Origin of the sequence: Candidatus Phycosocius spiralis, from assembly GCF_030158815.1 — a bacterium.
GTDB lineage: Bacteria > Pseudomonadota > Alphaproteobacteria > Caulobacterales > Aquidulcibacteraceae > Aquidulcibacter > Aquidulcibacter spiralis.
Map to the genome: position 1 here is coordinate 17243 of NZ_BPFZ01000005.1, position 23558 is coordinate 40800.

Consider the following 23558-nt stretch of genomic DNA (forward strand, 5'->3'; position numbering starts at 1 on the left):
CAACACTATTCAGATCGGCTAAACAAGGTCATCAAGAATTTGAGGTAAAACCCATGTATGATGCATCATATTATGTTTCGACCATCACATTAGTTTTGGGCGTAGGCCTTGGCATAAAAGGCATGTTTGATCCCATGTGGGCTGCGCAATTGGTTCGCTTGCAGCCCGCAAACGACCAAGCGGAGGGATTTGGGGAGTTTCGCTCGACCTTTGGCGGCATGTTCCTTGGGTTGCACCTTGGAGCCCTCACTTTTCTTGTGTTCTGGGGAGGCATGGCGGGTGTTGCGGCTTGTAGCATCCTAGCGGCTGGTTGGTTGTTCACAGCGTTAGGGCGTACCATCTCTTATTGCTTTGACACCCATACCAAGCATGTGCATGTGCTACGCTCCATAGCTATTGAGATCGGTGCAGGTTTGGCCATTGCAGCTTGGCCTATTTCTTATTCTTTGAAAAACGCACCATTTTAAACATTCCAAATTGGAAGGTCAGCGATCGATGAAAGGCCGAACAGCTTAAATGTGATCCTAAGTTAGATGCTCCGCTAGATCCAGTCAGGGATTTTGTTACATGTCGCCCATTCCTTTTTTACCCGAAGAGTTATCTCGGGCTATCGTTAGCCCTAAAACCTATGCGGATCAGCGCGCTTTAGACCAAATCTTGGCCCAGATTCGGGCAAATTATCCTTTAGCTAAAACACAATTAGATGAGTTTCTGCCGTTTTGGTTTGTGTCCAAGCATGCTGATATCTTGGAAATCAGCCGCCAGAATGACCTATTTTTGAGTGGGGAATTACCTACCACCCTCACCACTAAGTCGGTAGAGGCCAAGGTTCGCAAGCAAACGGGTGGATCGCCGCATTTGATCCGGACATTGGTACAAATGGATGCCCCTGAACATCCAAAATTTAGGGTGATGACCCAAGCTTGGTTTATGCCACAGAATTTGCGGAAGCTGGAAGATCAAATTCGCATAATTGCCCGCTATTATATCGATAAAATGGCGGAATTGAACGGCCGCTGTGATTTTCTAGCCGATATTGCGCTTTTTTTTCCGTTGCGTGTGATCATGGAAATTTTGGGTGTACCTGAAGCCGATGAACCGCGCATGTTAAAGCTGACCCAAGAATTATTTGGTGCACAAGATCCTGAGATGAACCGATCGGGTGGCAAAATTGTTGATGAACAAAAAGCCTTGGCCGACATCCAAGCTGTGCTGATGGACTTCTTTATGTACTTCAATCAAATCACGCAGGCACGCCGCGCTAATCCAAACGAAGATGTCGCAACTGTGATTGCCAATGCTAAAATAGATGGCGAACCCATTGGGGCCTTTGAAGCGGTTAGCTATTATACCATCATTGCAACAGCGGGTCATGATACCACCTCATCCTCAACCGCGGCAGGCCTATTTGGCTTGATTGAGAACCCAGATCAATTGGCTGCCGTCAAGGCTGACCCGACCATGATTACGGGCTTAGTTGATGAATCGATTCGGTGGGCTACACCCGTTAAACATTTTATGCGTTCTGCGACCCAAGACTATGAACTACGCGGGCAAACGATCAAGAAGGGCGATTGGCTAATGTTGTCCTACCCTTCTGGCAATCGCGATGAAGAAGTGTTTGTTGAGCCGTATCGCTTTAATTTAAATCGCACACCGAACCAGCATTTATCCTTTGGCTATGGCGCACATTTGTGCCTTGGTCAGCACTTGGCTAAAATGGAAATGCGGATATTCTGGGAAGAATTATTGCCGCGCCTTAAATGGGTCAAATTTGACGGCATACCCAAATTGACGGAAGCCAATTTTGTGGGCGGACTAAAGAATATGCCGATTATCTATGAGATGAACTAGTGATGCGATTTGCAGCTTTTACCTTTTTGCTGATAACCTTACTTGGATGGCCTATTGCCAGTTTTGCGCAATCCCAAGAGACGCCCAAGATCCCTGAAATCACCGTCAATTTGGGTCGGGCGATAACTGACCCTGGCGTCTCAGCTCCTTTAAACAAGCTTGAGCTGGATGTGCCCCAAAGTATTGTGCCTCATGCTGCCCAACCTGTGGCACCTGCGCCAGTGCTTGAACTAACTCAGCCAGGTCAACCCTTAACAAAAGCCCAAATTGCCAAAGAAATTGCGCCAAATTTTGATGTTGCAAAGGATTATGTACGTTTGGTGAAATGCTATGGAACCGCTGATTTCTTGGGGGCCATTACACGCATTCAGGCCAGTCGTCCGGGCGCACCCCCACAAGTCATTGGCGTTGCTCGAGAGATTATGGCATTAAGGGACGCTATGCAACCTATGGTTTTAGCGGTTTCAACGGTGCGTGGCGAACCGCGCTTTCGCGCCGATTATGATGGTGTTGCCCGTGCAGGCCAGCGGGATTTAGCAGCTTCCAAAAACCCTAATGCGACCATGCAAGGCCGCCTTGCCCTTTTAGAATCTTGTCGCCGTGATGTCATGCGGTGGCGCGCTCGAAGATAGGTACAAGATGTCTGATTGGGTTTTAGGGGTTATTGGCGGATCAGGGCTTTATGATATTCCGGGCCTGAATGGGGTTTGGCGCGCAATTGAAAGCCCATGGGGGCAAGCATCTGACCAAATCTTTGATGGCGAACTTGACGGACAGCGTGTGGTCTTTTTGCCAAGGCACGGTCGTGGGCATGCAATCGCGCCTTCTGATATCAATGGGCGGGCCAATATCGACGTGCTTAAGCGGGCAGGGGTCACCGATGTCTTGTCCATATCGGCGGTGGGATCACTAAAGGCCGAACTGCCACCGGGTCACTTTGTTGTGGTTGATCAATACATCGACCGCACCTTTGCCCGTGCCAAAAGTTTTTTTGGTAAAGGCCTTGTCGCGCATGTTTCGGTTGCACACCCCACTTGTCCGCGTTTGCGTGCGCTTGCAGGCGAAGCCGCACGCCGAATTGGGGCGCAAGTCACCGAAGGTGGGACATATGTTGTCATGGAGGGGCCACAATTTTCGACTTTGGCCGAAAGCCAGCTTTATCGCTCTTGGGGTTGTAGTGTGATCGGCATGACCAATATGCCAGAGGCCAAACTCGCCCGTGAAGCAGAGCTACCTTATGCTTCCATATGTATGGTCACCGATTATGATTGTTGGAATGAAGGTCATGGCGCGGTTGAAGTGTCGGCCATTATAGAAGTTATGCACGCCAACTCAGCCAAGGCAAAGCATTTAGTTGCAGAGCTTGCTAGGGCTATAAAGACTATCCCGCGTACGCCATCCCCGATTGATACCTGTTTGGATTTTGCAGTGATTACAGAGCCAGAAGCGCGTGACTTGGAGCTTGTTAAAAAACTGTCAGCCATTGCTGGGCGGGTATTAAACTAGGCCGGGAACACGTGTTGCACCTATCCCCGTAAAGCACTTTCCAGCCGCTCTTGCGTCACCGGATAGCCCAAGTCGTCCCTGATTTTGAGAACGCCATCTTCAATGATCGGCTGCACAATGCCTTGTGGGCGGGCGGCTGCATCGGTGAGTGCCCGGTCAGTCGTGGGAGAAAGTGCTAAAAGCTCAAGATTACGTACAGTTGGAAAAATGATCTTGCGCTTACCTTCAGCCAATTCCTGTAAGGCTGCCTTTGGCTTAATCCAAAGAAGTTCAACAGCTTCAGTTCCGTCTTGGCAGCCTATTTGGTCGGCAGGCACGCGGGCTAGATAAAAACGGGTATCAAAACGTTTATGAAGCGCGGGCGGGGGGATCCAGCGTGCAAAAGGGGTGAGATTGTTGCCCGTCAGCCTTAAGCCTTGGTCGCGAACCAAGGGCAAAAATAAGCTCGCATCGCGGTCAATTTTGTGGCGCATCAGCTTTAAGTCTTGCACCTTGGGGCCGATCAAAGCGCCATCTAAGTGCGCCAATAAAACGCCGGTCTCCTCAAACGTCTCGCGGATAGCAGCGATGCGGGCTGCCCGCTCATCTGGGGATAAGCCATCCAATCCGTCGGCATGATCTAACCAGCCTTCCTCAAAATCTGCCACTTCTACCTTGCCCCCGGGCCACACCAATGCTCCGCCCGCAAAACCGATATTGGCGTGACGCTCCACCATCAACACTTCCAAGCCATCTGCGACATCGCGCACCAAAAGTAAGGTTGATGCCGGATATAAAGGATCTTGAGCCCCGGTCATTATTCTGGTGCGCCATAATCAGCGGCACTGCGCGCATTGCGATGGAACGCCAGTCTAGCTGCATAATCGCGTGGGTCTTTTTTGCGCACCAATGCCCCGTCCATCGGTGTCACCCAATCCACCAGACGGGTCAAAAAGAAGCGTAATGCCGCTCCGCGCGCCAAGAGGGGTAAAGCGTTGCGCTCAGACTGGCTCAAGGGGCGAACGGTTTCATAGCCCATGATCAAGGCACGCCCTTTAACTAAGTCAAACTCGCGCCCATTGGCTTCAAAACACCAAGCATTGAGCATCACCGCCAAATCGTAGGCTAAGAAGTCTTCACAAGCGAAATAAAAGTCGATCAGTCCGTTAACGCGATCACCTAAGAATAAGACATTGTCGGGGAATAGATCAGCATGAATGATTCCACGCGGCAAATCCCTAGGCCAATTGGCCGCAAACTCTTTCAAGTCCTGATCAATAGAAGGGGCAATACCGGGCTCCAAGTCTTCGGAATGAGCCGCCCGCCCGGCCCATAATTCCGACCAATTGTGTGGCCCTAAATCATTGGGGCGCTTTTGTGGGTAGTCTGCCAAAGCAAGATGAAGCTGTGCCAAGGCGGCGCCCGCCGCGCGGGTTTGCGATGAGGGTGGGTGTTGGGAAGAAACTCCGTCCAGGAAAGTGCATAAAGATGTCGGTTTCCCCCGGATCATTTGAACCATTTCCCCATCTTGGGTCCGGATAGGCCGTGCCGCAGGCAAACCAGCATTCGCCGCAGTCTCAGTCAGGCCCAAGTAAAAAGGCAAGTCGTCTAACACCACAGACTTCTCATAAATCGTCAATATGAAGCGGCCTTGACGGACTTCAATCAGAAAATTAGAGTTTTGAATCCCCTCAGCAATGCCCTTGAAATTACGTAACCCATCAAGGCCCCATGCATTCAATAAAGTGGCAAGTTCTTCATCAGTGGGTTCAGTATAAACAGCCATATTCAGCTATCGCACCTTTGACGCCAGTCTGACAATCCAGCCTCCAGCCTGTACAGGCATAGCGCGTTTCGCATTTCCCACACGGATAGCGTCGCGCAGCAGACGACCCACCGGCTGAAACAAGGGTTGCGGGGTCTCTCCTGTTGGCGGGTCAAATCGAAACCAAAGTCGCTTCTCTTCCGCCCCTTGATGGGCAAACAAGGCAGCCTCAACCAGAGCCAGCGCTTCCATCACGCCTTTACCGTTTAGATCAATCATATGGGCGACATCGATATTTTGGGTGGTTAGGGCGCTTGCATCTTCAGTTTCAAAAAAAGGCACTGTTCCACCTCAAGCCAGAATTCATAACCAAAAAGTTAAGACCAAGTTGTACAATCAAGATATTGTTTACGCAAAAGGTAGCAAAATTCACTTTCTAGCAAGGTTTTAGGAAGATTCAGTTTACCATCTCCCCTCACAGTAGCATTCTGAGCGTTCAAGAGCTCAGGGCGTGTTTATAAATGATTGGTTCAGAATGTAGCCAACACGGGTAAAGGAAGAGTACACATGGCTTATGATATGAGCGATACTTCGCAGGTCAAAAGGACCACAGAAGCTGGGACCATGGATCCCAATGCCAATTTGTTTGCGCTGGGCCTTTCCTACGCAACAGGGGTTGGTGCCGATTTGGATTATGTTGAAGCGCACAAATGGTTTAACATTGCCGCCATGCGCGGCGATGATGAAGCTAAACTTCGGCGTCAGGAATTGACTGCGATGATGACGCAATCACAAATCTCCGCGGCTCAACGTGCGGCACGTGAATGGTTGCAACGCACCGCCAACTAATTAGGCTTAGCCTACCCGTTGCGGCAGAACCTCTCGTGTCCAATAGGCCCGGTTTTCAGTCTTGATCAACGTAGCCCGATATTGCAAGAATCAGGGTGTGCAGCGCCACTGAACTCCTGCTCTTGCTCTGCGCCTATGCCTCAGGCTATCACTCCGCGGTGCGGAGACGTGGCCGAGAGGCTGAAGGCACTCGTTTGCTAAATGAGCGTGCTCCAAAAGGGCACCGAGGGTTCGAATCCCTCCGTCTCCGCCATTATTTTCATATAGAAACAAGGTATTAACTGGATCAGAGTGTGACTATTGCCAATTAAGGAGCCAATTCTGGGCAAATTGAAGGCTTTCTAATTCAAAGAATTATCCAATTCTTCATGATTGTTGGCTCAAAATCACGTTGATTAATGCTGCTAGACAAACCTTGATCTACACAGCACCATTTGTTGTTGTCCAGCGCCAAGTTGCGCCATCACTCCATGCAATGCCGCCGGGCGAGCCATCTATATGGATCAATGCCCCTTTCCCAGCAAAACCAGCATTAGGCAATGAGTTTTGAACATATGTGTTAAGTTTTATTGGGTTTGCTAATATGATACGCCCACCCGGCGATGCACTTATGTAGATTGAGTGATTAACCCCCGGAATATTATTACCTATTTCCATACGAAAACTAATATTTGTTGGATTTGTTAATCGATCAACGTCCCATGTAAAGCCTAAGCGAGGATATTGTGGTACATTGTTAACCACGATAGGCTTTGGTGTTAAATGCAAGCCGCGCCAAAACGCATCGACCCTATCGCTCTGGTAGCTGCCAAGGGGGCCAATCTCAAAGAATTCATCGTCGGACTTTGTTAAAGTAACTCTATCATTAATATGGTTTAGGATTAATGCGTTTATCAGTTTGAGTGTATTGCCGTCATATCCAATTGATAATCCTTCTTTCCATGCCCCGCCGGGGGTAGCCAGTTCAATTTTATACGTATCACTATCGACATAGCCTGATCGAACCTTAGCTCCGTTGAGGGTTTCATGCAGGATCAACGAGCTTTTGTTGGCATTAAGCCTATTAAGACTTGCATATACCGAACCAGCATATGTGCCTGTTTCTCCTGCCTGAAGGCTTAATCCCCGACCAATGGCTTTTATTGACCAATCAGATGTATCCGACCCACCAATTGCCAACAGGCCTAGGCTGGTTCTCAGTGGAACCCAGTCGTTGGACAAACGAAGTAGAACCAAATTTTCTTCCACAACGGTGAGTATTGTCCCAGCTGGGCAAATAACATATTGCCATACCCCAGCATCGAATGTCGCAATTGATCCAATTGGAAAACCATTCCAAGCCCCCGTTCCCGCTGCGTTGAGCAGAAAACAATCACCATTCTCTGTGGAATTGGCTGGGGGTGAGCTGCGCCTTGATAACACACAAGCTCCCAATAAGGTGTCTATCTTTTTTAGGGCAGAATTGAGCGTTACATGTTTGTCAGCCTGACTTGCAACCAGCCACTCCATCTTTGTTCTTGGGGAAGTTTCCATGTTAGTCACAGTCTCCTTTGCCTAGCTCTTCAGTTTAGCAAAGAGATGTCAGAAGGGGGATTAATGTTAGTCCTATCCCTGTAATAGTGGCGTGGCTCTAGGATGATTAATCCTTGGTTGCCTGAACGAATGATGGTGTTTAAGATCAGTTTGGCGCTCAAGCTTGGCTGGCTTAGTAAGATGGATGGCGGAAAAATCAGTCGCATAAGCCAAACTGATATCGTCTGGCGGCGCGATCGTAAAAGGAAAATCATTGCCAGCCCTGTCTGGTTAATGGCAATTCCTAGGCACCTTGTCCAAGTTGAGTGAAGTTTTGGGTCTAATCAAGCATCAATAATTGCATGACCCACTCATGATGAGTGGAAGAAGTATTTTGGGTTAGATCCAAACAGATACCCCATTAAGGTAAGTTTCTAGAAATGAAAGCATCTGTCATCATCATTGCATCCTTGCTTGGGATACTCAATATGAGCTAACAGGAAAGGGAGTAGACATGCTTTTGAAACACATCTCCATAGTTACAACATTTGCCGTCGCTGCTGTTGCCAGCTCCGCTTGGGCAGAAGAGTTTAGGCTCTCAAGCACTTCCATTGCCGAAGGGGCAAAACTTAGCCCAACTCAAGTCTTTGAGGGATTTGGCTGCCATGGTGGCAATCAGTCGCCGCAATTGACGTGGACGAACGCACCTGTGGGAACCAAAAGTTATGCCATAACCGCTTATGACCCTGATGCGCCAACGGGTTCGGGTTGGTGGCATTGGAATGTTGTGAACATTCCGGCCAGTGTGACAGAACTACCGACTGACGCCAGCAGAAAGGGCGCGTTGCCGAAAGGCGCGATGGAAATCCGCAACGACTATGGCGTGTCTGGGTTCGGCGGTGCATGCCCCCCACCGGGCGAAATGCACCGCTATATCTTCACCGTACACGCGCTTGGCATTGACAAGCTCGATCTACCTAAGGAGGCAAGCAATGCTTTGGCTGGCTTTATGATCCGCGCGAACTCAATCGGCAAGGCCAGCATTACCGCCGTCTATAACCGCTAAACAAATTGAAGAACATTAACTACAGCTTGTGCGGTGCATTCTTGCATTGAATGCACCGCCCTATTGCGAAGGCGCTAACCTTTTTGGCAAGGCCAAGCGAGCGTTGACTTGACGGTCTACCATTCTTTGGGTTCAATCAGAGACTGTAAGAGTTTAAGTTATGCGTTCTTAGGATCACTACAAATAGGGGGATAGAAGGAAGCGTTTAATAGTCTGGATCCTTGCGGCCCTAGCGTCTTTGTCGACGGTAAGTGTCGCTGCTGCCAAGTCATTTGTTGATTCGACGTTGGGCGATGTAAAGGCTGAGGAGCGAGTCGTTGTGCCAAACCCACAGCCAGTCCAGCTGCTATTCCAGTTCAAGACGGCAGGCAACTTGAACGCACAGGCAACGAAATTTTTGAAAGAGCAAGTCTCAGCCCAAATCCGCACGAGCGGGGCTTTCTCTGAAGTCTCCGAAGCGCCCGTGAACGGTGGGGCGGTTATGCAGGTCTCGATCGACAATCTGATCGCGCAAGGGGCTGTCGGCCAAGGAATTAGCGCAGGGCTGACCTTTGGTCTGGCTGGTCAATTGGTGGCAGACAATTACGAAGCCAAACTTGAATATGTTTCAGGGCCTACCGCCACAGCTGTAACCACCACAACTCGGCACCGGCTTTTGACGGTTATCGGCCTTCATGCGGACCCCGAGAATGCTGTTCGGGTTCGAAATGCTAACGAAGGGATCAAAATGATCGTGCGCCAGATTCTCGACCGATTAGTAACAGACCTGACCCGGGATCCGAGGTTCGGCGCGTCTGCTCCAGCTGCGCCCTCAAGTGATCCAGCGCCGCTGACGCCGGCAGAGACAACAGAACCTGCGCTCGCACCCGCAGAGTGATCAAAATGAAAAGACTTCTAACTCAGGTGGCTCTAGTAGTGACGCTTGCGGTGGCAGGATGTGCTACGCCTGCAGCTCAACTGCCACCGACGCTTGATACTTTGCAGGCCTTTCGAACCGCGACTTTTCCATCGATGTCACTGGGAACATTTGAACTGGCACCAGGCCTGCCACCAGGGATGGATCGTGGATTGATGGTTCGCGCTGAGTCCTTGCGGCCTCCAAACGGTCTCTCGTTTGCTCAGTTTCTCAAAGACACAATGGAAGTGGAAATGACAGCCGCGGGCCGATTCGACCCCGCGTCCTCAGTCGTGATCTCTGGCCAACTTACAGTCAGCGAAGTCACTACGATGTCTACGCCAAATGGCGCACTGGGTGCCCGTTTTCGTGTGCACCGCAATGGTGTCGAAGTCTTTAACAAGGAATTGGTCGTGCGCGACAGCTGGGAGTTTCAATTCATCGGCGCAATTGCGATACCCGAGGCGCAAGCGCGCTATACCGCACTTTATTCCAAGTTGGTGCGATCTTTAGTGAACGACGCGGATTTTCGATTGGCTGTCTCTCCTTAATAGAAGGAACTACGCGCCCTCGTCGTTCGTAAGGCCCATCGGCCATTCAAGTTAGGAGCACATACCTCTCGTGGGTATTGTGAAGGTACTGATGGTTGGCCTGTGGGCTCCAAGCAGGGAGTCTGCACTTGAAAGTGTCCACAGACCCGTGCCCCATGCACAAGCTCACCGCCTCCGCTTGGAACCCAAACACCCCCCAAGCGTTTGATTGGTTCCCCCAGATTGATTGGAACCCATCATGACTGAAGAGAATATAGATGAAATTGTCTAACAGACCGATGCGCTCCGGATTTCCAGCACTAAGGTTGTAGGTGTGGGCGTTTATCGGCCGTCGGGTGAGCGGATTGGTACGATCAAGCATAGCATGATCAATAAGCGCACTGGCCAAGTAGCTTATGCTGTGATGAATTTCGGCGGCTTCATGGGCATGGGCGAGGATGGTTATCTGATTGCTTGGAGTCTTTTGACCTTTCGCGAATTGCCAGATGGCTATGTTGTTGACCTATTAGATAAAGGATTGGCCAATGGCCCTGATCACACACTAGACCTATCGGATGCTAAAGTGCACACATGGTCCGATGGCGCGGCGAGTTAGGGGGCGAACATGGGCGAAGAACCCCCTATTGTCAAAACGGGCGACGAAGCGCGTTAAGGTGTTCGCGTTAAAGGCATGACCATTGTTTAGGCCTTGTCCCTGCTTGCTGCCATCGTTTTGGTTGCCGTCATTGCCATGCTGGCTGCACCCTAACCCCGACGGGTTAGGTGTAGACCCGGTTAGGCGGCCCGAACGCGTTGTAAGAAGTCCCTCACTTCTTGTTTCATCCTGTCGGCTTGTTGGCCAAGTTCACGTGCAGCGCCAAGGCTTTGGTTTGCGGCGGCACCTGTCTCATTGGCACCTTGTTGAACCATTTGGATCGCGTTACTGACCTCTGCCGTAGCGCCGGCAACATCGGTGGTATTGCGGCTGATTTCCCGCACGGCAGCCATTTGTTGTTCAACTGCGGCTGCAATGGAAGACGAGATCTCGTTGATGGCATTGATCGTGCCGCTGATGTCAGCAATGTCCCCAACAGCACGTTCAGTGACTTCTTGCACGCCTGTAATTTGTGCCGAGATTTCATCTGTGGCTCGCGCTGTTTGGCTCGCTAGATTTTTCACTTCAGAAGCAACAACAGCAAAGCCACGTCCAGCCTCTCCAGCTCTTGCAGCTTCAATGGTGGCATTGAGTGCTAATAGATTTGTTTGACCCGCAATCTGAGATATCAAGCCAACAACTTGACCGATCCGCGAGGCCGCCTCTGACAGAGCTGCTACGGTTGCGTTGGTGGCCATGGCTTTGGCCTCAGCATCACGGGCAACATTTGCAGCTTGGGATACTTGTTGAGCGATCTCACTGATTGAAGATGCCATCTCTTCGGCAGCGGCTGCTACGGTTTGGACATTGCCAGCCGACTGCTCGGCTGTATTGGCCACAGCGGATGAATGACCAGATGTTAAGCTGGCAGTGTTGGCGAGTGTTTCAGAGGTTGCCTCCAACTCTGTTGCAGCCGATGCGACGGTTTCCACGACTTGAGATACGGAGAGTTCAAACGAATTGGCCAGTTCGTCGAGTGCAGTTTTGCGCGACTTTTCAGCGCTTTCCATATAGACTTCGACCGCAAAATCGAGGTCTAGTAAAACGGCTTGCATCACGGCTTTGGCAAAGCGCGTTGCGGGTTTGTCTGGGTTAGTTGCACCCAAAAACCTACCCCCTTTGACACCCTTACCCCCTAAGGCTAGGCGAGCAGTGGCTTCTTCTGCGATCCGTGCAGATAAGAGCGAATAGCCTCCGATGAACCAAGTAGGTGCTAGGCCAAGCCGCGCATGAATGCCCCAAATTTTGCGGACAGATGCTTCGTAGTCAGCAGCAAAATCTGCTTTGGCGATCAGCATCCAATGATCGAGCTGTTTCTCGCGGACATGGGCAATAACTGAGCCGTTGAATACTGCGCTAACATCGGGCCAACCGTTCATATGGTTATAAAATTCGTCCAGCAACCCCGGCATGATCTCAGGGAGCAAGGGTATTAATTCTCGTAAAGTCGAGCGCGTATGTTGATCGATATTTTGAAACCGAATTCGTTCATTGATACTCACGCTTTCCATAGAATTCTCCCACGCCACACACTTGCGCAACCAATCAATGACAGTTACCCCCTAATGAAGATTTAAAAAGATCAGAAATTCTCAAATTATACTGCAAAATAGATTGATTTTGTACCTGAGATGCAACCTTCAGACAAAAATGTCTTAAATGATTATAGATTTTTTATTATGCAAATATATGAATCTATGAGATTTGTTTATTTTTTGTCTTGGATTGATGTGGACAAGATAATTGTTGCCTCAATAGACAATTTTGGTCTGTGATTGTGTGATTAAGATGCAGAGGTGTGATGCCAAGGCCATGTTGGGGTAGCTAGCGAAAAATGCGACAGTTGCGAAAGGTGCTAGCACAATTGCAAGAACCGTGTCTATTTTACGTTGAAAAGACGCAATCACTGATCTTTCCTTCCACAAGTTCTGTGGATGACAGCATGCGCAGAATGTATTAAGATCACTTTTTAGTCACTAGGGCAATCGATGACTGAATCAAGTCTAGATCTAGATTATAACCAAGCAGGGTTTGGTGGTCGATTGGCATGGGGTGAAAGACCAGCCCTTGTTTTAGTGGACCCAGTATTGGCTTATATCAACCCTGAAAGCCCGCTTTATGCTGGGCAAAGTGCCCAAGATGCCCTAACCGCGATGATCACTTTGCGCAGCCTTGCACATAGGCTTGCAATTCCTGTCGTACTCACCGGTGTCAGATTTCAAAGAGGTGGGATAGATGGTGGGCTGTTTTTTAAAAAAGTGCCAGCATTAAAATTGTTTGAAACCGACAGTCCAATGGCTGCTTTTCCAGAAGCCTTATCACCAGCCCCAAGCGATATCATAATTATGAAAAATTATGCATCAGCTTTTTTTGCTACGTCGCTGGCTTCAACTTTGAATGCGCTAAAGGTCGATAGTGTGTTCATTGGCGGTTTCTCAACTTCGGGTTGTGTTCGTGCAACCGCTCTTGACGCCATGCAGTGTGGATTTGCACCCTTTGTGGTCAGACAAGCCTGCGCAGATCGCGACCCGCGCCCACACGAGGCCAATTTGTTTGATCTTCAAGCCAAATATGCTGAAGTTATCGAATTGGACGTGGCTTTGGCTCAGTTGCAATCGCGCTGATGGCATCAAGCCATGCTAATGTACCACACGCGCCAGAGCATATGCCTAATACAATCATGTTCACCTTGGATTGAGGCACATCCCTTAGATCGCATTGACCGCTTTTAGAGCTTCAATTTTAGTATCATCATAGCCCAATATGTTTTGGAGCACTTCTAGCGTGTGTGCACCCATATCAGGCCCCGTCCATCTTACATTGCCTGGTGTTTCGGATAATTTGGGGAATACATTTTGCATTTTAAACCCCCCTAAGACTGGATGTTCGACCTCAATGATAGCTTGACGCGCGGCAAAATGTTCGTCTTGCAGCATCTCAGGTGCACGATAGATCCGCCCGCACGGTACGCCCCCTTGTTCGCAAATGTCTTCTAAGGATTGGGATGTTTGGGTTCGCGTCCAAGCAGAAATTAGCTCATCCAGCTCACCTTGGTGCTCCCCCCGGGCAATATGGGTTGCATAACGGGGGTCATGGGCGAGTTCAGGTCGGCCCATAAGTTCAGCCAAACGGCACCAGACCGTATCTTGATTGGCTGCAATGATTAACATTCCATCGCTGGCAGGATAGATGTTGGATGGTGCAATTTTAGGCAAAATTGAACCCGCTCTCTCCCGAATATAATTGCCAAATTGAAAGTCTGGGATCAGGCTTTCCATCATGGCAAAGCAACTTTCATAAATGGCCGCATCAACCATTTGCCCACGCCCTGTTTTCCGACGATGCTCTAAGGCAGCCAGCGCACCAATGGTCGCGAAGGTTGCTGCCAATGTGTCACCAATGGAGATTCCAGCCCGTGACGGCATACGGTCAGCTTCACCCATCACATAACGTAATCCGCCCATAGCTTCGCCAACACTGGCATAACCAGCCTTATGGCTAGACGGGCCGGTCTGACCATAGCCAGAAACGCGGATCATGATGATACCGGGATTAATCGCCGATAAAGTATCGTAGCCAATGCCCCATTTTTCCATGGTACCGGGTCGAAAATTCTCAAGGACAAAATCGGCATCTGCCACCAGATCTTTAAGTATCTGCTGGCCTTCAGGTTTACGCATATTCGCGACAATGCACTTTTTATTCCGAGCAACAATGGGAAACCAAAGGCCTTGTCCCTTTGGCTTGATTGGACCCCAATCCCGCATCGGGTCACCTTGATCTGGGGGTTCAATTTTAATGACTTCGGCCCCTAGATCGCCCAAGAGCTGACCACAGAAAGGCCCTGCCAGTAACACACCCAATTCAATCACACGCAAACCCTTGAGTGGGCCAGTGGCTTCGGGACTACTCTTGCTCATTGTGCGGCGATCTTATCACGATTACGCGCCCGCCAAACAGGCTGAACAGGGGCAGGAAGGCCTGTATCTGCCAAACAGCTGACACGAAGTTGATCCAATCCTGGGCCAAACTCAAAGACCTGTAGCGGTCTACGCTTTGATTTCAATGTTTGCCGCAATTGATGAGTTGCAGCTTGATCAACGCTGCCTTCATGATCACATATTACACCATAGGCGCGCGCGCCATCTACGGAGATGAGACCACCACGCACTTCAAGCCCAACAAGTTCTGGGTCACGCTCAAGTGCATCTCCCCAACCACCGCCCCCCCAAGTGACATAATGCAATTCATCCCCTTTCTCGACGATAACGCGATCCATTTTGGATCCCAGTGGGATGTTTTGACCATTAGCCTTAACCAACCTTTTCCAAGATCTTGCACCTGGTTGTCCACCATTGACGCCCCAAGGGGGAACAAACCAGCGATCATCATGGATTGAAATGGTGCCGTTTTCTAAGAAATGATAGACCATATTAATGCCATTACCACCTCGATTCAGGCCTGCACCACCTGAATCAATAGCGCATTCATACTTCTCAATGCGCAAGGGGAAGTAGCGCTCCAAAAATTCATTGGGTACATTGGTGAAGCCTGGCCATAAGGAGTGGCCATCCGCACCATCTCCTAAGAAACGACCAGGAATACCGCCGAAACCGATTTGGAACAATTGAAACCACTCCCCATCGGGATGAAAACCAGAATACATTAAATGCGGGCTGGAAGAAAAACCCGCTGCGCATAAAAAGTCAGGTTGTTTTTGGCCCAATAGGGCACCCAGGACATCAAAGATACGCCCCAGCGCATGGGTGCGACAGGACAAAGCGGCCGGGAATTTGGGTTTCAGCAAAGAACCTTCTGGAATTCGTACATCAACTAGATCATAAAAACCGTCATTGAACAAAATTTGGGGGTCAAAGACCATGATCATATAGATGCCGAAAAACATCTTGAACATGTTTTCATTGAGATAAAAATTAATGCTCGAATCCGATTGGGGATCTGTTCCTTCAAAATCCAAAATGACACGATCGCCTTCCCGCCACATGCTGCATTTGATTTTGAATGGCCCAGCACCCTTGCCATCATCGCAAATGTAATCTTCAAAAAAGACAGGCTCCTCTCCAATAGCCTGGCCGATCAGAAATTGCATTGCACGCCGATTGCGGTCCAAAAGATGGTTCATAGCAGAATTGACTTGATCGTCACCAAAGCGCTCGCACATTTCAATTAATCGCCGTGCAGCTACCCGGCAAGCTGCTACAATCGCAATGAGATCAGCACGATACCACTCAGGCATTCGACTTTGGTGGGTTGCAATTCTCAAAATATCCTCTTGCAAAACTCCCTTTCGATAGAGTTTAACGGGTGGGAGGCGCATACCTTCCTCAAAGATAGATGAAGCATCCGTTGGTAAGGATCCTGGTACTTTACCCCCGACATCGGTCATGTGACCAAACATCGCCCCCCAAGCTACCAGGCGGCCATCATGATGGATTGGCATAATCACAAGTTGGTCTGAGGTATGGCTAATCGCCCCATCGCATGAATAGGGGTCGTTCAATAAGATGACATCGCCTTCTTCAATTTCGCCATCATATCTGGTCAAAAAACCTTGCAAGAACGAGCCAAATTGGCCGACTACCATTCGGCCCTTTGGGTCTGCAATCATAGGAAAAGCATCGCCTTGCTCCCGGATACCAGGTGACAGAGCCGTGCGAAATAACGTCGCATCCATTTCGACACGCGCATTACGTAAAGCATTTTCAATTATATCCAGCGAAACAGGATCAACTGGAGTTGGGATGAAGGGGCGAGGTTTGGTTTCAAGGATGGTTGCGGGCATGGCAGGTTCCTCATATGGTCTGCGTTAAGAGAAGGCTTTTGATGCTAAGCGGGATTGATCAAAATATTGCCAAGTTTATCGACTTTAGCAACGCAACCAGGCAAAACGAGAGCGGTGGAATCCATTTCAGTAATGATAGCTGGGCCCGTCAATTGATCGCCAGCTCTAAGCTTCGCGCGATCATAGATCGCCCCATCCTGCCAACCCCCATCAACCCACATTTTATGATCGGCGACCCGGGCGGCACTTGGATCTCCATTTCCCTGTGCAATCGGTGCTGTAGGCAGTTCAAGGGCTTTACCCAGTGCGACACAGCGCAAATTCACTAATTCATGTTCGGTTTCCATATTGAAAGTGAATAGCCTGCGATGTTCCTCATCAAAGGCAGAAGCCAATTTTTGAATGCCCCCGGATTTGAAATCAGCCAAAACAACTGGCATGGGCACTTCAAAGCCTTGGCCATAATAGCGAACATCAATCTCAAACTTAAGGCTGATTTCCCCCTGTGGAATACCATCTGTTTCTAAAGCAGATTTGGCTTGATCGGCCATTTCAGACAAAGTCCGATACACTTCTGCATCGCTGGTTTGCGATCGTCGTTTGGAGAAACTTCGTGCTGTCTCGGCACGAGAGCGGGTTGTTGCATCCCCGGCCGCGCATAAGACTCCTGGGCTGATTGGGACAATAACAGGCCATGAACCCATTAATTTGGCAACTGCATTTGAATGCAAAGACCCAGCACCACCAAAACCCATCAAGGCAAATTCGCGCGGATCATATCCTTGTTGCACAGAGATCATACGCAGAGCACCAAACATATTTTCATTGACAATATCAATAATTCCACGAGCAGCTTCCATTAAATCAACGCCCATCGCATCGGCTATTTTCTGGACAGCAGCAATGGCCGCGGCCTTATCCAATTTCATCCGCCCGCCCAGCAATACTTCGGGTAGATAGCCAAGAACTAAATTTGCGTCTGACACCGTTGCTTCGCTTCCACCCCGACCATAACAGGCAGGTCCTGGCATTGCACCAGCCGACTGAGGTCCAACCCTCAGGGCTTTAGTCAGTTCTGGTACATGGGCGATTGAACCCCCACCAGCACCAACTGTGCGGACATCTAAGGAAGAAGCGCGAACCGACAGATGAGCAACTTCGGTAGTGCGTTGTAGGCGCGGCTCTCCATGTTCGATCAGTGCAACATCTGTGGAAGTTCCTCCCACGTCCAAAGTCAAAATATTTTTGAAGCCAGCATTTCTGGCCACAAAAATTGCACCCGCAACGCCCCCTGCAGGCCCTGACATTAACAAATTGACTGGCTTCAACTCAGCTGCCTGCGCACTCATTAATCCACCATCCGAGCGCAGCAGTGACACATGGCCATGCATCCCCATTTTTGACAATTCTGTCTTGAGGTTGCGTACATATTTGCCCACAACCGGGCGCATAGCTGAGTTGGCGACCGTTGTCAGCGTTCGCTCATATTCATACATTTCTGGTAATATTTCATGGCTTAAGGAAATAGGCATCTGTGTACCAAACACTTCAACCGCTATTTCTCCGACACGTTTTTCGTGGGTGCCGTTGAGATAAGAATTCATCAAACAGATGGTTAATGCATGGACACCGCGGGCCTTGAGCTTGGCAAGTTCAGCACGGATATTCGCCTCGTCTAGGGGACGAACTTCTTGGCCTTGGGCGTCTATACGGCCCCTGATCTCAACTGTGTTTTCCAAAAGTGCCATCGGCGTTGGCTTGGGCCAGATGATCCAAGCGGCCAACCCACCTGGTACATAAGAGCGCGCAACCTGCATGATGTGGCGATAGCCCTCGGTCACGATTAATCCAACAACCCCGCCCTTACCCTCTAACACAGCATTGGTCGCCACCGTGGTCCCATGCAAAAACACATGGATATCGCTTGGGGAAATTCCGGCCGCTTCACAGATTTGCTTTGTCCCCTCAACCACTGCAATCGAAGGATCATGAGGCGTTGACGGAGTTTTACCCCGCCAAGTCTGCCCGTTGGCTTCATGAAACAATAGAAAGTCTGTAAATGTTCCCCCCACATCAACGCCTAGACGATAGGTCATGCATTCCTCCTCAAATGTTATGCTGTTAACGGCTCTTGCGCTGGAAAGTTTCCAGCACGACTGACCATGGCAGGTAAGGTTCGTTTCATGATGTGGGTTAACCATGTGCTGGCATCGATCAATCGATCTAAATCAAGGCCGCTGATTATCCCAGAGCGGGTTAGTAGATAAACCAAGTCCTCTGTCGGGATATTTCCTGTGGCTTTGGGCGCAAATGGACAACCGCCTAAACCACCTAAGCTTGAATCCAAAGTGGTAACACCCGCTTCATAGGCAGCCCAAGCATTGGCCAAGCCTGTATTACGCGTATTATGAAAATGTGCACGCAAAGGAATGTCGCCAATGACTTTCCGCACAGCCGATAAGAGGGCAGTTACTTGGGCCGGCACACCAACCCCGATCGTGTCGGCTAGTGCGATTTCACACGGGCCAGATTCAGCAAGTTCTTCTGCCATTGAAACCACGCGAGCGGGATCAACTTTGCCTTCAAAAGGGCACCCAAAGGCCGCAGAAATCGTCACTTGCCCGCTGCGCCCATGGGCTTTTGCCATGTTGATAATGGATTTGGAGATAGCGACGCTATCGTTAGAAGTCTGCCCTTGGTTTCGCATCGCGAAAGTATCGCTGGCCACAGCAACAGCGCCCAATTGATGCACTTTGGTTTGTAACGCACGCTCCGCCCCACGTTCATTGAGGACAAGACCAATATAGACAATATCATGGGTATCAGGCAGGCTCTCCATCACGGCCTCCGCATCGGCCATTTGCGGCACCCGCCGTGGATTGACAAAACTGGCCGTTTCAAGCCGTTTTACCCCTGCAGCTATCATACGCTCAATCAGCGCAATTTTGACGGAGGTTGGCACAAGTTCAGGTTCGTTTTGCAAACCGTCCCGCGCACCTACCTCAACAATTTCTATCGGCCTCATGGTCACAAGTCTCTTTTCAAGCTGTTTCTTGCAAATTCCATGTTGGTAACCATGATTGGTCGCCAATATCCAAGTATGGGGATCACGTTTGACTTCATCATGTGGACCGATTTCCTTATCAGCAAAAATGCCGGAAAAACAGGCCTCTGATCAAAATTTAGAGGGCACGATTTGCCTTAATAGCAGCACGTGCCCTAAAAAAGATGAGTTGGTTTAGAATTTAAAGCTCAGCTCAGCACCGATGGTCCGCGGTGTTCCTTTGGTTACGAAGTTAAAGGTCAAACCTGCCGGTGGGGGTACATTGAGAACAACAGCGTCCACATTGTATTTTTTGTCGAAAAGATTGCGTGACCACAAACTTGCAGTCCAATTATCACCTGAGATTGCAATTCTCGCATTCACTAAATCCAACTGAGGCCGTTCTGTGCCCTTGGTATTTTCGGTATCAAACCACATTTTGCCAGTCTGATTCCATTCTAACCGCGTAACCAAATCAAGATTGGATGAAATGGAACGATCATATTGCACCCCCAAAACTAAGGAATGATCGGGTGTGAAGGGGAAATCCTTACCAATCGAGGCCGGAACTTCATCGTTTTTGCCAATTTTGGAGTTCAAAATCCCAGCACCACCAAAAAACTTCCAATTGTCATCTAAGAGGAAGTTAAAATCAAACTCCCCACCAGTAATCTCATTCTCCTGAACGATGGATATCACGCGTGCCAGTGAGAAGGGGAAAAATTGGAAAAAATGTGCGTTCTCCACTTTGGTCGAGAAAAGTGCACCGTTCAGACTTAACCTACGGTCCAAAAGAATGGATTTAAATCCAAGTTCAAACGATTTCGAAGTCTCTTTTGGAAAATCATCACGCACAGTGGTGTTGGTTTTACCATCGATGGTCAAGATTGCATTTCGGCTTCCTAACGCATTGAAGCCGCCTGATCGGAACCCTTCACCATAAGTACCATAGAGGCTGATGGCGTCATTAGCTTTGTATCGAAACGAGATGCGAGGCTGAACTTGGTCAAAATTATTTTTTCTCTTAACTCCGATCAGCGCAACCGGACCTGTGACCGTATTAGTATTTTCCCGCTCTTCTTTATCATAACGTAAGGCTAAAGATGCTTCTAACTTTGGTGTTATGTCGTAAGCAGCTTGACCAAATATAGCCCAAGCAGAATTATCATTGTTGCCACCTGTACCTTGGGTACCGGCCGCACCATTGACCAAAACAGGGGCTTGTCGGATACTGGTGCCAAATCCAACATCTCCCGTCAGCAATAAGATGTCACGTTGGAACGAGATGACATAAGCGCCGACAATATAGCGAAACCGTGCCTGCCCATCTGATGTAAAGCGGATTTCAGCGCTGGTGTCTTCTTGATTGCGCTCTTGATATTGGGAGCCATCGCGATCTGTTGGACCATAACCTTCATAAAGGGCAGGATTGGTAAAAAAGTCAGTAGGGGATGGATTAACTGGGCTTGGCGGCCCTAATAAGCCAAATAAGGCCAAGTCTGCGGCACCTTCCCCTCCCATATTTTCATCAAGAGCATTATGCGCCACAAAGGCAGACAAAACACCATCTGCCACGTCCCAAGTCATTTTTGCGGAGAGGTTCCAGCGGTCCTGCTTGTTGAAGGAGGCCAAATTGCCGGCAAAGGGTAACGAGGTGTCACCCGTATTGACGCCTTGGGTAAAGCCTGGAGTAAAGGACAATTGGTTATTGAACGCAAAGGCATAGCCATCGATGTGGCCCCATCCTGCTTGTAGGTCAAACTCAACGGACTCGCTGGCATCAATGATTAAGCGGCCGCGCAGCACTTGTTCTTGGAATGGATCTTCTTTCGTGTTGCGCGTGATATTATCAAAATAGCCTTTACGGTCACTGATATGAGCGGTGATCCGACCATAGACATTGCTTGCCAAGGGCCCCGAAATAAAACCGCCAAGCTTATATTCTTGGCCCTCTATCTCATAGCCTGCGTTGATTTGACCTTCAAACTGGTTGCGAGGCTTCATAGTATTAACCAAAATAGCCCCGCCAATTGCATTACGTCCGTAGATAGAGCCAATCGGCCCCTTAATCACTTCGATGCTTGCGATGTCGGAAAGCTCTTGATTGAATGCGTTTGGATTGGGTACCAAAACACCATCCAGCACGTAGGCAAAGGGCGGTTCTGTATCGCGGGGTTGGATCACTCCACGAATATGGACTTGCGATTCCCCCACATTGGTTGTTTGGATGAAAGAAACATTCGGCGTCAGAGCAATAAAGTCTGCCGGGCGATCAATCCCTGCATCTTTAATTTGAACAGCCGAGAAATTTTGTACGGCCAGAGGCACATCCTTGGCGCTTTCTTGGCGTTGGCGTGCACCGGTTACGACGATGACATCACGTTCCTTGGGAGGGGCTACAGAGGCATCGGGGGCAGTTTGCGCCTGTGCATTGGATACAATAGAACCCATAAGAGCAGCAGATACCAAAACAGTCGAGAAAGACAAAACCTGCTTGTAACTGGTCATTTTTATCATAAAATCCCCCATTAATTGCTATACCAAGTCCTTGATCACGCCGAGCTCACGCAAAGACATCTGATCGCGTGATATGAATAAGGTTGATTTTGGATACAATAGAAGAAAATCCTAATTGTCAATCTACTCTGCCAACAACCCGTTTGCCCCAAGGTTGGGCAATATATGGACATGACAAGGTCAGGATTGTGCTAAATTGTTTGGGTTGATCTACACACGCTTACGATCCAGTCTTGTTGTCTTGGTTGGGCGTTTAGTGCCGTGTTTTAACTTGGCATTGGAAGCTTGGTTGTACCAGTAACTTTTATATCATTGGCGGCAGGGTGGTTAGATCAAGCCCACCACTTCTTGCCATTGCGCTTCCCAAGCACCAATCGCCAAAGATTTGATAATCGAAAAAGGCTTTTGGAGAGACCTTGCCAACCCTAAAGCTTCTATGCATAGATCGTGGAGGAATCCGGCGAAACCCTATGGTTCATCAAGCATAGGCGATCAATGTCAGAAAGGGCAGACCGCGTCCTTGGCCTTTGGCGTAATCGCGCGTGCCTTGTACCGATTGATCCTTGCTTATAGGACTTAAGGCCATGGAGGACATAAGAACTTAAAGGACATATGCTTCGTGCGTTATAAGATGAAGGGGTGTTGTCACTGCGGACTAATGGCCTGCCACCACCTACAGTGCCAACACAAAATGGATGATTTTGGTAGACGATCCTGGGTAGAGGATGCTTTGGCCACTGTGGCAGGCTAAAGTAGAACTAGACAGTCGGTTTTGTGCTTTCTCGACTAATCGCATGCCAAGCAGCGAGAATATGGCTACGCATGACAGATGCGGCCCAGGCGCCATCGCGGGCACGAAAAGCTGAAACCAATTCAATATGGTGTCCGGCACTGCGGATCAGATCAGCCTTATCATAGCGCAGGATCGTGCGCACCGAGAGTGGGATATGGATGACATGTTCCAGCATGGTACTCAAGCGGATACTTTGCGCCGCTGCGACAATGATGGCGTGAAACTGACCATTGAGTTCACCAAATTTGGTTCGGCCTTCGTCGAGCTGATCAACATCAGTTAGAGGTGTAACCCCATAAAGCATTTCTTCAGCTAAGGAGGCCAAATGGTCTAATTCTTTGAGGCTGATCCGAGAAGCTGCGCGCTCTGCGGCTTTGGACTCAAGAAGGGCGCGCAATGAAAACACATCTTCCAATTCTTCTTGGCTCCATTTTGGAACCACTGCCCCCAAATGGGGTCGTCGCAGCAAAAGGCCTTCGGAGCTGAGCCGTCTTATGGCTTCGCGTACAGGGGTTCGGCTGACCCCGGCTGAAATAGCAATTTCAGCCTCAGACACATGTTCGCCAGCGGGCACGTCGCCATTGAGAATTTGGTTTTTAAGATAGAGATAGGCCTTTTGAGCTGCAGCAGACATATGAGTTCCTTAAACCGCTGACCTAGATGGCCATCCACGGCATTTATAAGTGCCTTTTTGATGTGTCTAGCATGTGTTAGAATTGCCTAGGTTTTGGGAGAAGGTCAAAGGTGAAATAGGTTTGGGCTTTTTGCCAGAACTTATGTGCCAGAACCCT

The 23558-nt window shown here is 49.4% G+C and carries 21 protein-coding genes and 1 tRNA gene; 11 read left to right on the plus strand and 11 right to left on the minus strand.

Annotated elements, in window-relative coordinates:
- The first annotated feature begins 53 nt into the window (after positions 1–53).
- From PsB1_RS05045 to PsB1_RS05060, 4 genes are all read left to right on the plus strand, one after another.
- On the plus strand, positions 54–467 hold the full coding sequence (locus PsB1_RS05045) for a hypothetical protein (protein WP_284359491.1): 414 nt from the start codon (positions 54–56) through the stop codon (positions 465–467).
- Positions 468–567: 100 nt separating this feature from the next.
- The gene (locus PsB1_RS05050) at positions 568–1854 is read left to right on the plus strand and encodes a cytochrome P450 (RefSeq protein ID WP_284359492.1); all 1287 of its coding nucleotides are present in this window, start codon (positions 568–570) and stop codon (positions 1852–1854) included.
- 2 nt (positions 1855–1856) lie between these two features.
- Positions 1857–2486 (plus strand): hypothetical protein, encoded by a 630-nt coding sequence (locus tag PsB1_RS05055; RefSeq protein ID WP_284359493.1) that lies wholly within the window; start codon positions 1857–1859, stop codon positions 2484–2486.
- A gap of 7 nt (positions 2487–2493) precedes the next feature.
- Entirely contained in the window at positions 2494–3360 is an 867-nt protein-coding gene (locus PsB1_RS05060; protein WP_284359494.1) for an S-methyl-5'-thioadenosine phosphorylase, read from the plus strand.
- 20 nt (positions 3361–3380) lie between these two features.
- Here the strand turns inward: PsB1_RS05060 and PsB1_RS05065 are convergent, their stop codons facing one another.
- Genes PsB1_RS05065 through PsB1_RS05075 form a run of 3 tightly spaced genes read right to left on the minus strand, consistent with a single transcriptional unit; the run spans position 3381 to position 5446 of the window.
- Positions 3381–4157: an NUDIX hydrolase gene (locus PsB1_RS05065; protein ID WP_284359497.1), complete on the minus strand. Its 777-nt coding sequence runs from the start codon at positions 4155–4157 to the stop codon at positions 3381–3383.
- A complete protein-coding gene (thrB, locus tag PsB1_RS05070; RefSeq protein WP_284359499.1) occupies positions 4157–5125 on the minus strand; it encodes a homoserine kinase in 969 nt (322 codons plus the stop codon). The genes PsB1_RS05065 and thrB overlap by 1 nt, the downstream gene beginning before the upstream one ends.
- Before the next feature lie 6 nt (positions 5126–5131).
- Positions 5132–5446, minus strand: a complete 315-nt coding sequence (locus PsB1_RS05075) for a hypothetical protein (RefSeq protein WP_284359501.1) — start codon at positions 5444–5446, stop codon at positions 5132–5134.
- A gap of 225 nt (positions 5447–5671) precedes the next feature.
- Between PsB1_RS05075 and PsB1_RS05080 the strand changes: the two genes are divergently transcribed.
- Positions 5672–5953 carry an SEL1-like repeat protein gene (locus tag PsB1_RS05080; RefSeq protein ID WP_284359502.1) on the plus strand — a complete coding sequence of 94 codons (282 nt, stop codon included), beginning with the start codon at positions 5672–5674 and terminating at the stop codon, positions 5951–5953.
- Positions 5954–6115: 162 nt separating this feature from the next.
- Positions 6116–6206, plus strand: a tRNA-Ser gene (locus PsB1_RS05085).
- Between the two features lie 167 nt (positions 6207–6373).
- Here the strand turns inward: PsB1_RS05085 and PsB1_RS05090 are convergent.
- On the minus strand, positions 6374–7462 hold the full coding sequence (locus PsB1_RS05090; protein WP_284359506.1) for a DUF2793 domain-containing protein: 1089 nt from the start codon (positions 7460–7462) through the stop codon (positions 6374–6376).
- 517 nt (positions 7463–7979) lie between these two features.
- On the opposite strand from PsB1_RS05090, the gene PsB1_RS05095 reads away from it, so the two are divergent.
- The 4 genes from PsB1_RS05095 to PsB1_RS05110 all read left to right on the plus strand — a co-directional run bounded on the left by PsB1_RS05095 (position 7980) and on the right by PsB1_RS05110 (position 10572).
- The gene (locus PsB1_RS05095) at positions 7980–8531 is read left to right on the plus strand and encodes a YbhB/YbcL family Raf kinase inhibitor-like protein (protein ID WP_284359507.1); all 552 of its coding nucleotides are present in this window, start codon (positions 7980–7982) and stop codon (positions 8529–8531) included.
- A 397-nt stretch (positions 8532–8928) separates the two neighbouring features.
- The gene (locus PsB1_RS05100; protein WP_284359509.1) at positions 8929–9408 is read left to right on the plus strand and encodes a hypothetical protein; all 480 of its coding nucleotides are present in this window, start codon (positions 8929–8931) and stop codon (positions 9406–9408) included.
- A 5-nt stretch (positions 9409–9413) separates the two neighbouring features.
- Positions 9414–9977: a hypothetical protein gene (locus PsB1_RS05105; RefSeq protein WP_284359510.1), complete on the plus strand. Its 564-nt coding sequence runs from the start codon at positions 9414–9416 to the stop codon at positions 9975–9977.
- Between the two features lie 289 nt (positions 9978–10266).
- Positions 10267–10572, plus strand: coding sequence for a PRC-barrel domain-containing protein (locus tag PsB1_RS05110; protein ID WP_284359695.1), 306 nt, complete (start codon positions 10267–10269; stop codon positions 10570–10572).
- Positions 10573–10751: 179 nt separating this feature from the next.
- On the opposite strand, the gene PsB1_RS05115 is transcribed toward PsB1_RS05110, so the two are convergent.
- Positions 10752–12122, minus strand: a complete 1371-nt coding sequence (locus PsB1_RS05115; protein ID WP_284359511.1) for a globin-coupled sensor protein — start codon at positions 12120–12122, stop codon at positions 10752–10754.
- 477 nt (positions 12123–12599) lie between these two features.
- On the opposite strand from PsB1_RS05115, the gene PsB1_RS05120 reads away from it, so the two are divergent.
- Complete coding sequence (locus tag PsB1_RS05120) at positions 12600–13235, plus strand: isochorismatase family protein (RefSeq protein ID WP_284359512.1); 636 nt, start codon at positions 12600–12602, stop codon at positions 13233–13235.
- An 84-nt stretch (positions 13236–13319) separates the two neighbouring features.
- Here the strand turns inward: PsB1_RS05120 and PsB1_RS05125 are convergent, their stop codons facing one another.
- From PsB1_RS05125 to PsB1_RS05150, 6 genes are all read right to left on the minus strand, one after another.
- Positions 13320–14531, minus strand: a complete 1212-nt coding sequence (locus PsB1_RS05125; RefSeq protein WP_284359513.1) for a CaiB/BaiF CoA transferase family protein — start codon at positions 14529–14531, stop codon at positions 13320–13322.
- Positions 14528–16414: a hydantoinase B/oxoprolinase family protein gene (locus PsB1_RS05130; RefSeq protein ID WP_284359515.1), complete on the minus strand. Its 1887-nt coding sequence runs from the start codon at positions 16412–16414 to the stop codon at positions 14528–14530. The genes PsB1_RS05125 and PsB1_RS05130 overlap by 4 nt, the downstream gene beginning before the upstream one ends.
- A 44-nt stretch (positions 16415–16458) precedes the next feature.
- The gene (locus PsB1_RS05135; RefSeq protein ID WP_284359517.1) at positions 16459–18510 is read right to left on the minus strand and encodes a hydantoinase/oxoprolinase family protein; all 2052 of its coding nucleotides are present in this window, start codon (positions 18508–18510) and stop codon (positions 16459–16461) included.
- Between the two features lie 17 nt (positions 18511–18527).
- Entirely contained in the window at positions 18528–19439 is a 912-nt protein-coding gene (locus tag PsB1_RS05140; RefSeq protein ID WP_284359518.1) for a hydroxymethylglutaryl-CoA lyase, read from the minus strand.
- Between the two features lie 213 nt (positions 19440–19652).
- The gene (locus PsB1_RS05145; RefSeq protein WP_284359520.1) at positions 19653–21974 is read right to left on the minus strand and encodes a TonB-dependent receptor; all 2322 of its coding nucleotides are present in this window, start codon (positions 21972–21974) and stop codon (positions 19653–19655) included.
- A gap of 758 nt (positions 21975–22732) precedes the next feature.
- On the minus strand, positions 22733–23401 hold the full coding sequence (locus PsB1_RS05150; RefSeq protein WP_284359522.1) for a GntR family transcriptional regulator: 669 nt from the start codon (positions 23399–23401) through the stop codon (positions 22733–22735).
- Positions 23402–23558 lie beyond the last annotated feature (157 nt).

Excerpts from the sequence above, each read along its gene's own strand:
- PsB1_RS05045 (WP_284359491.1), top strand. The coding sequence starts at position 54 with ATGTATGATGCATCATATTATGTTTCGACCATCACATTAGTTTTGGGC.
- PsB1_RS05050 (WP_284359492.1), top strand. The coding sequence starts at position 568 with ATGTCGCCCATTCCTTTTTTACCCGAAGAGTTATCTCGGGCTATCGTT.
- PsB1_RS05055 (WP_284359493.1), top strand. The coding sequence starts at position 1,857 with ATGCGATTTGCAGCTTTTACCTTTTTGCTGATAACCTTACTTGGATGG.
- PsB1_RS05060 (WP_284359494.1), top strand. The coding sequence starts at position 2,494 with ATGTCTGATTGGGTTTTAGGGGTTATTGGCGGATCAGGGCTTTATGAT.
- PsB1_RS05065 (WP_284359497.1), bottom strand. The coding sequence starts at position 4,157 with ATGACCGGGGCTCAAGATCCTTTATATCCGGCATCAACCTTACTTTTG.
- thrB (WP_284359499.1), bottom strand. The coding sequence starts at position 5,125 with ATGGCTGTTTATACTGAACCCACTGATGAAGAACTTGCCACTTTATTG.
- PsB1_RS05080 (WP_284359502.1), top strand. The coding sequence starts at position 5,672 with ATGGCTTATGATATGAGCGATACTTCGCAGGTCAAAAGGACCACAGAA.
- PsB1_RS05090 (WP_284359506.1), bottom strand. The coding sequence starts at position 7,462 with ATGGAGTGGCTGGTTGCAAGTCAGGCTGACAAACATGTAACGCTCAAT.
- PsB1_RS05095 (WP_284359507.1), top strand. The coding sequence starts at position 7,980 with ATGCTTTTGAAACACATCTCCATAGTTACAACATTTGCCGTCGCTGCT.
- PsB1_RS05105 (WP_284359510.1), top strand. The coding sequence starts at position 9,414 with ATGAAAAGACTTCTAACTCAGGTGGCTCTAGTAGTGACGCTTGCGGTG.
- PsB1_RS05115 (WP_284359511.1), bottom strand. The coding sequence starts at position 12,122 with ATGGAAAGCGTGAGTATCAATGAACGAATTCGGTTTCAAAATATCGAT.
- PsB1_RS05120 (WP_284359512.1), top strand. The coding sequence starts at position 12,600 with ATGACTGAATCAAGTCTAGATCTAGATTATAACCAAGCAGGGTTTGGT.
- PsB1_RS05125 (WP_284359513.1), bottom strand. The coding sequence starts at position 14,531 with ATGAGCAAGAGTAGTCCCGAAGCCACTGGCCCACTCAAGGGTTTGCGT.
- PsB1_RS05130 (WP_284359515.1), bottom strand. The coding sequence starts at position 16,414 with ATGCCCGCAACCATCCTTGAAACCAAACCTCGCCCCTTCATCCCAACT.
- PsB1_RS05135 (WP_284359517.1), bottom strand. The coding sequence starts at position 18,510 with ATGACCTATCGTCTAGGCGTTGATGTGGGGGGAACATTTACAGACTTT.
- PsB1_RS05140 (WP_284359518.1), bottom strand. The coding sequence starts at position 19,439 with ATGAGGCCGATAGAAATTGTTGAGGTAGGTGCGCGGGACGGTTTGCAA.
- PsB1_RS05145 (WP_284359520.1), bottom strand. The coding sequence starts at position 21,974 with ATGATAAAAATGACCAGTTACAAGCAGGTTTTGTCTTTCTCGACTGTT.
- PsB1_RS05150 (WP_284359522.1), bottom strand. The coding sequence starts at position 23,401 with ATGTCTGCTGCAGCTCAAAAGGCCTATCTCTATCTTAAAAACCAAATT.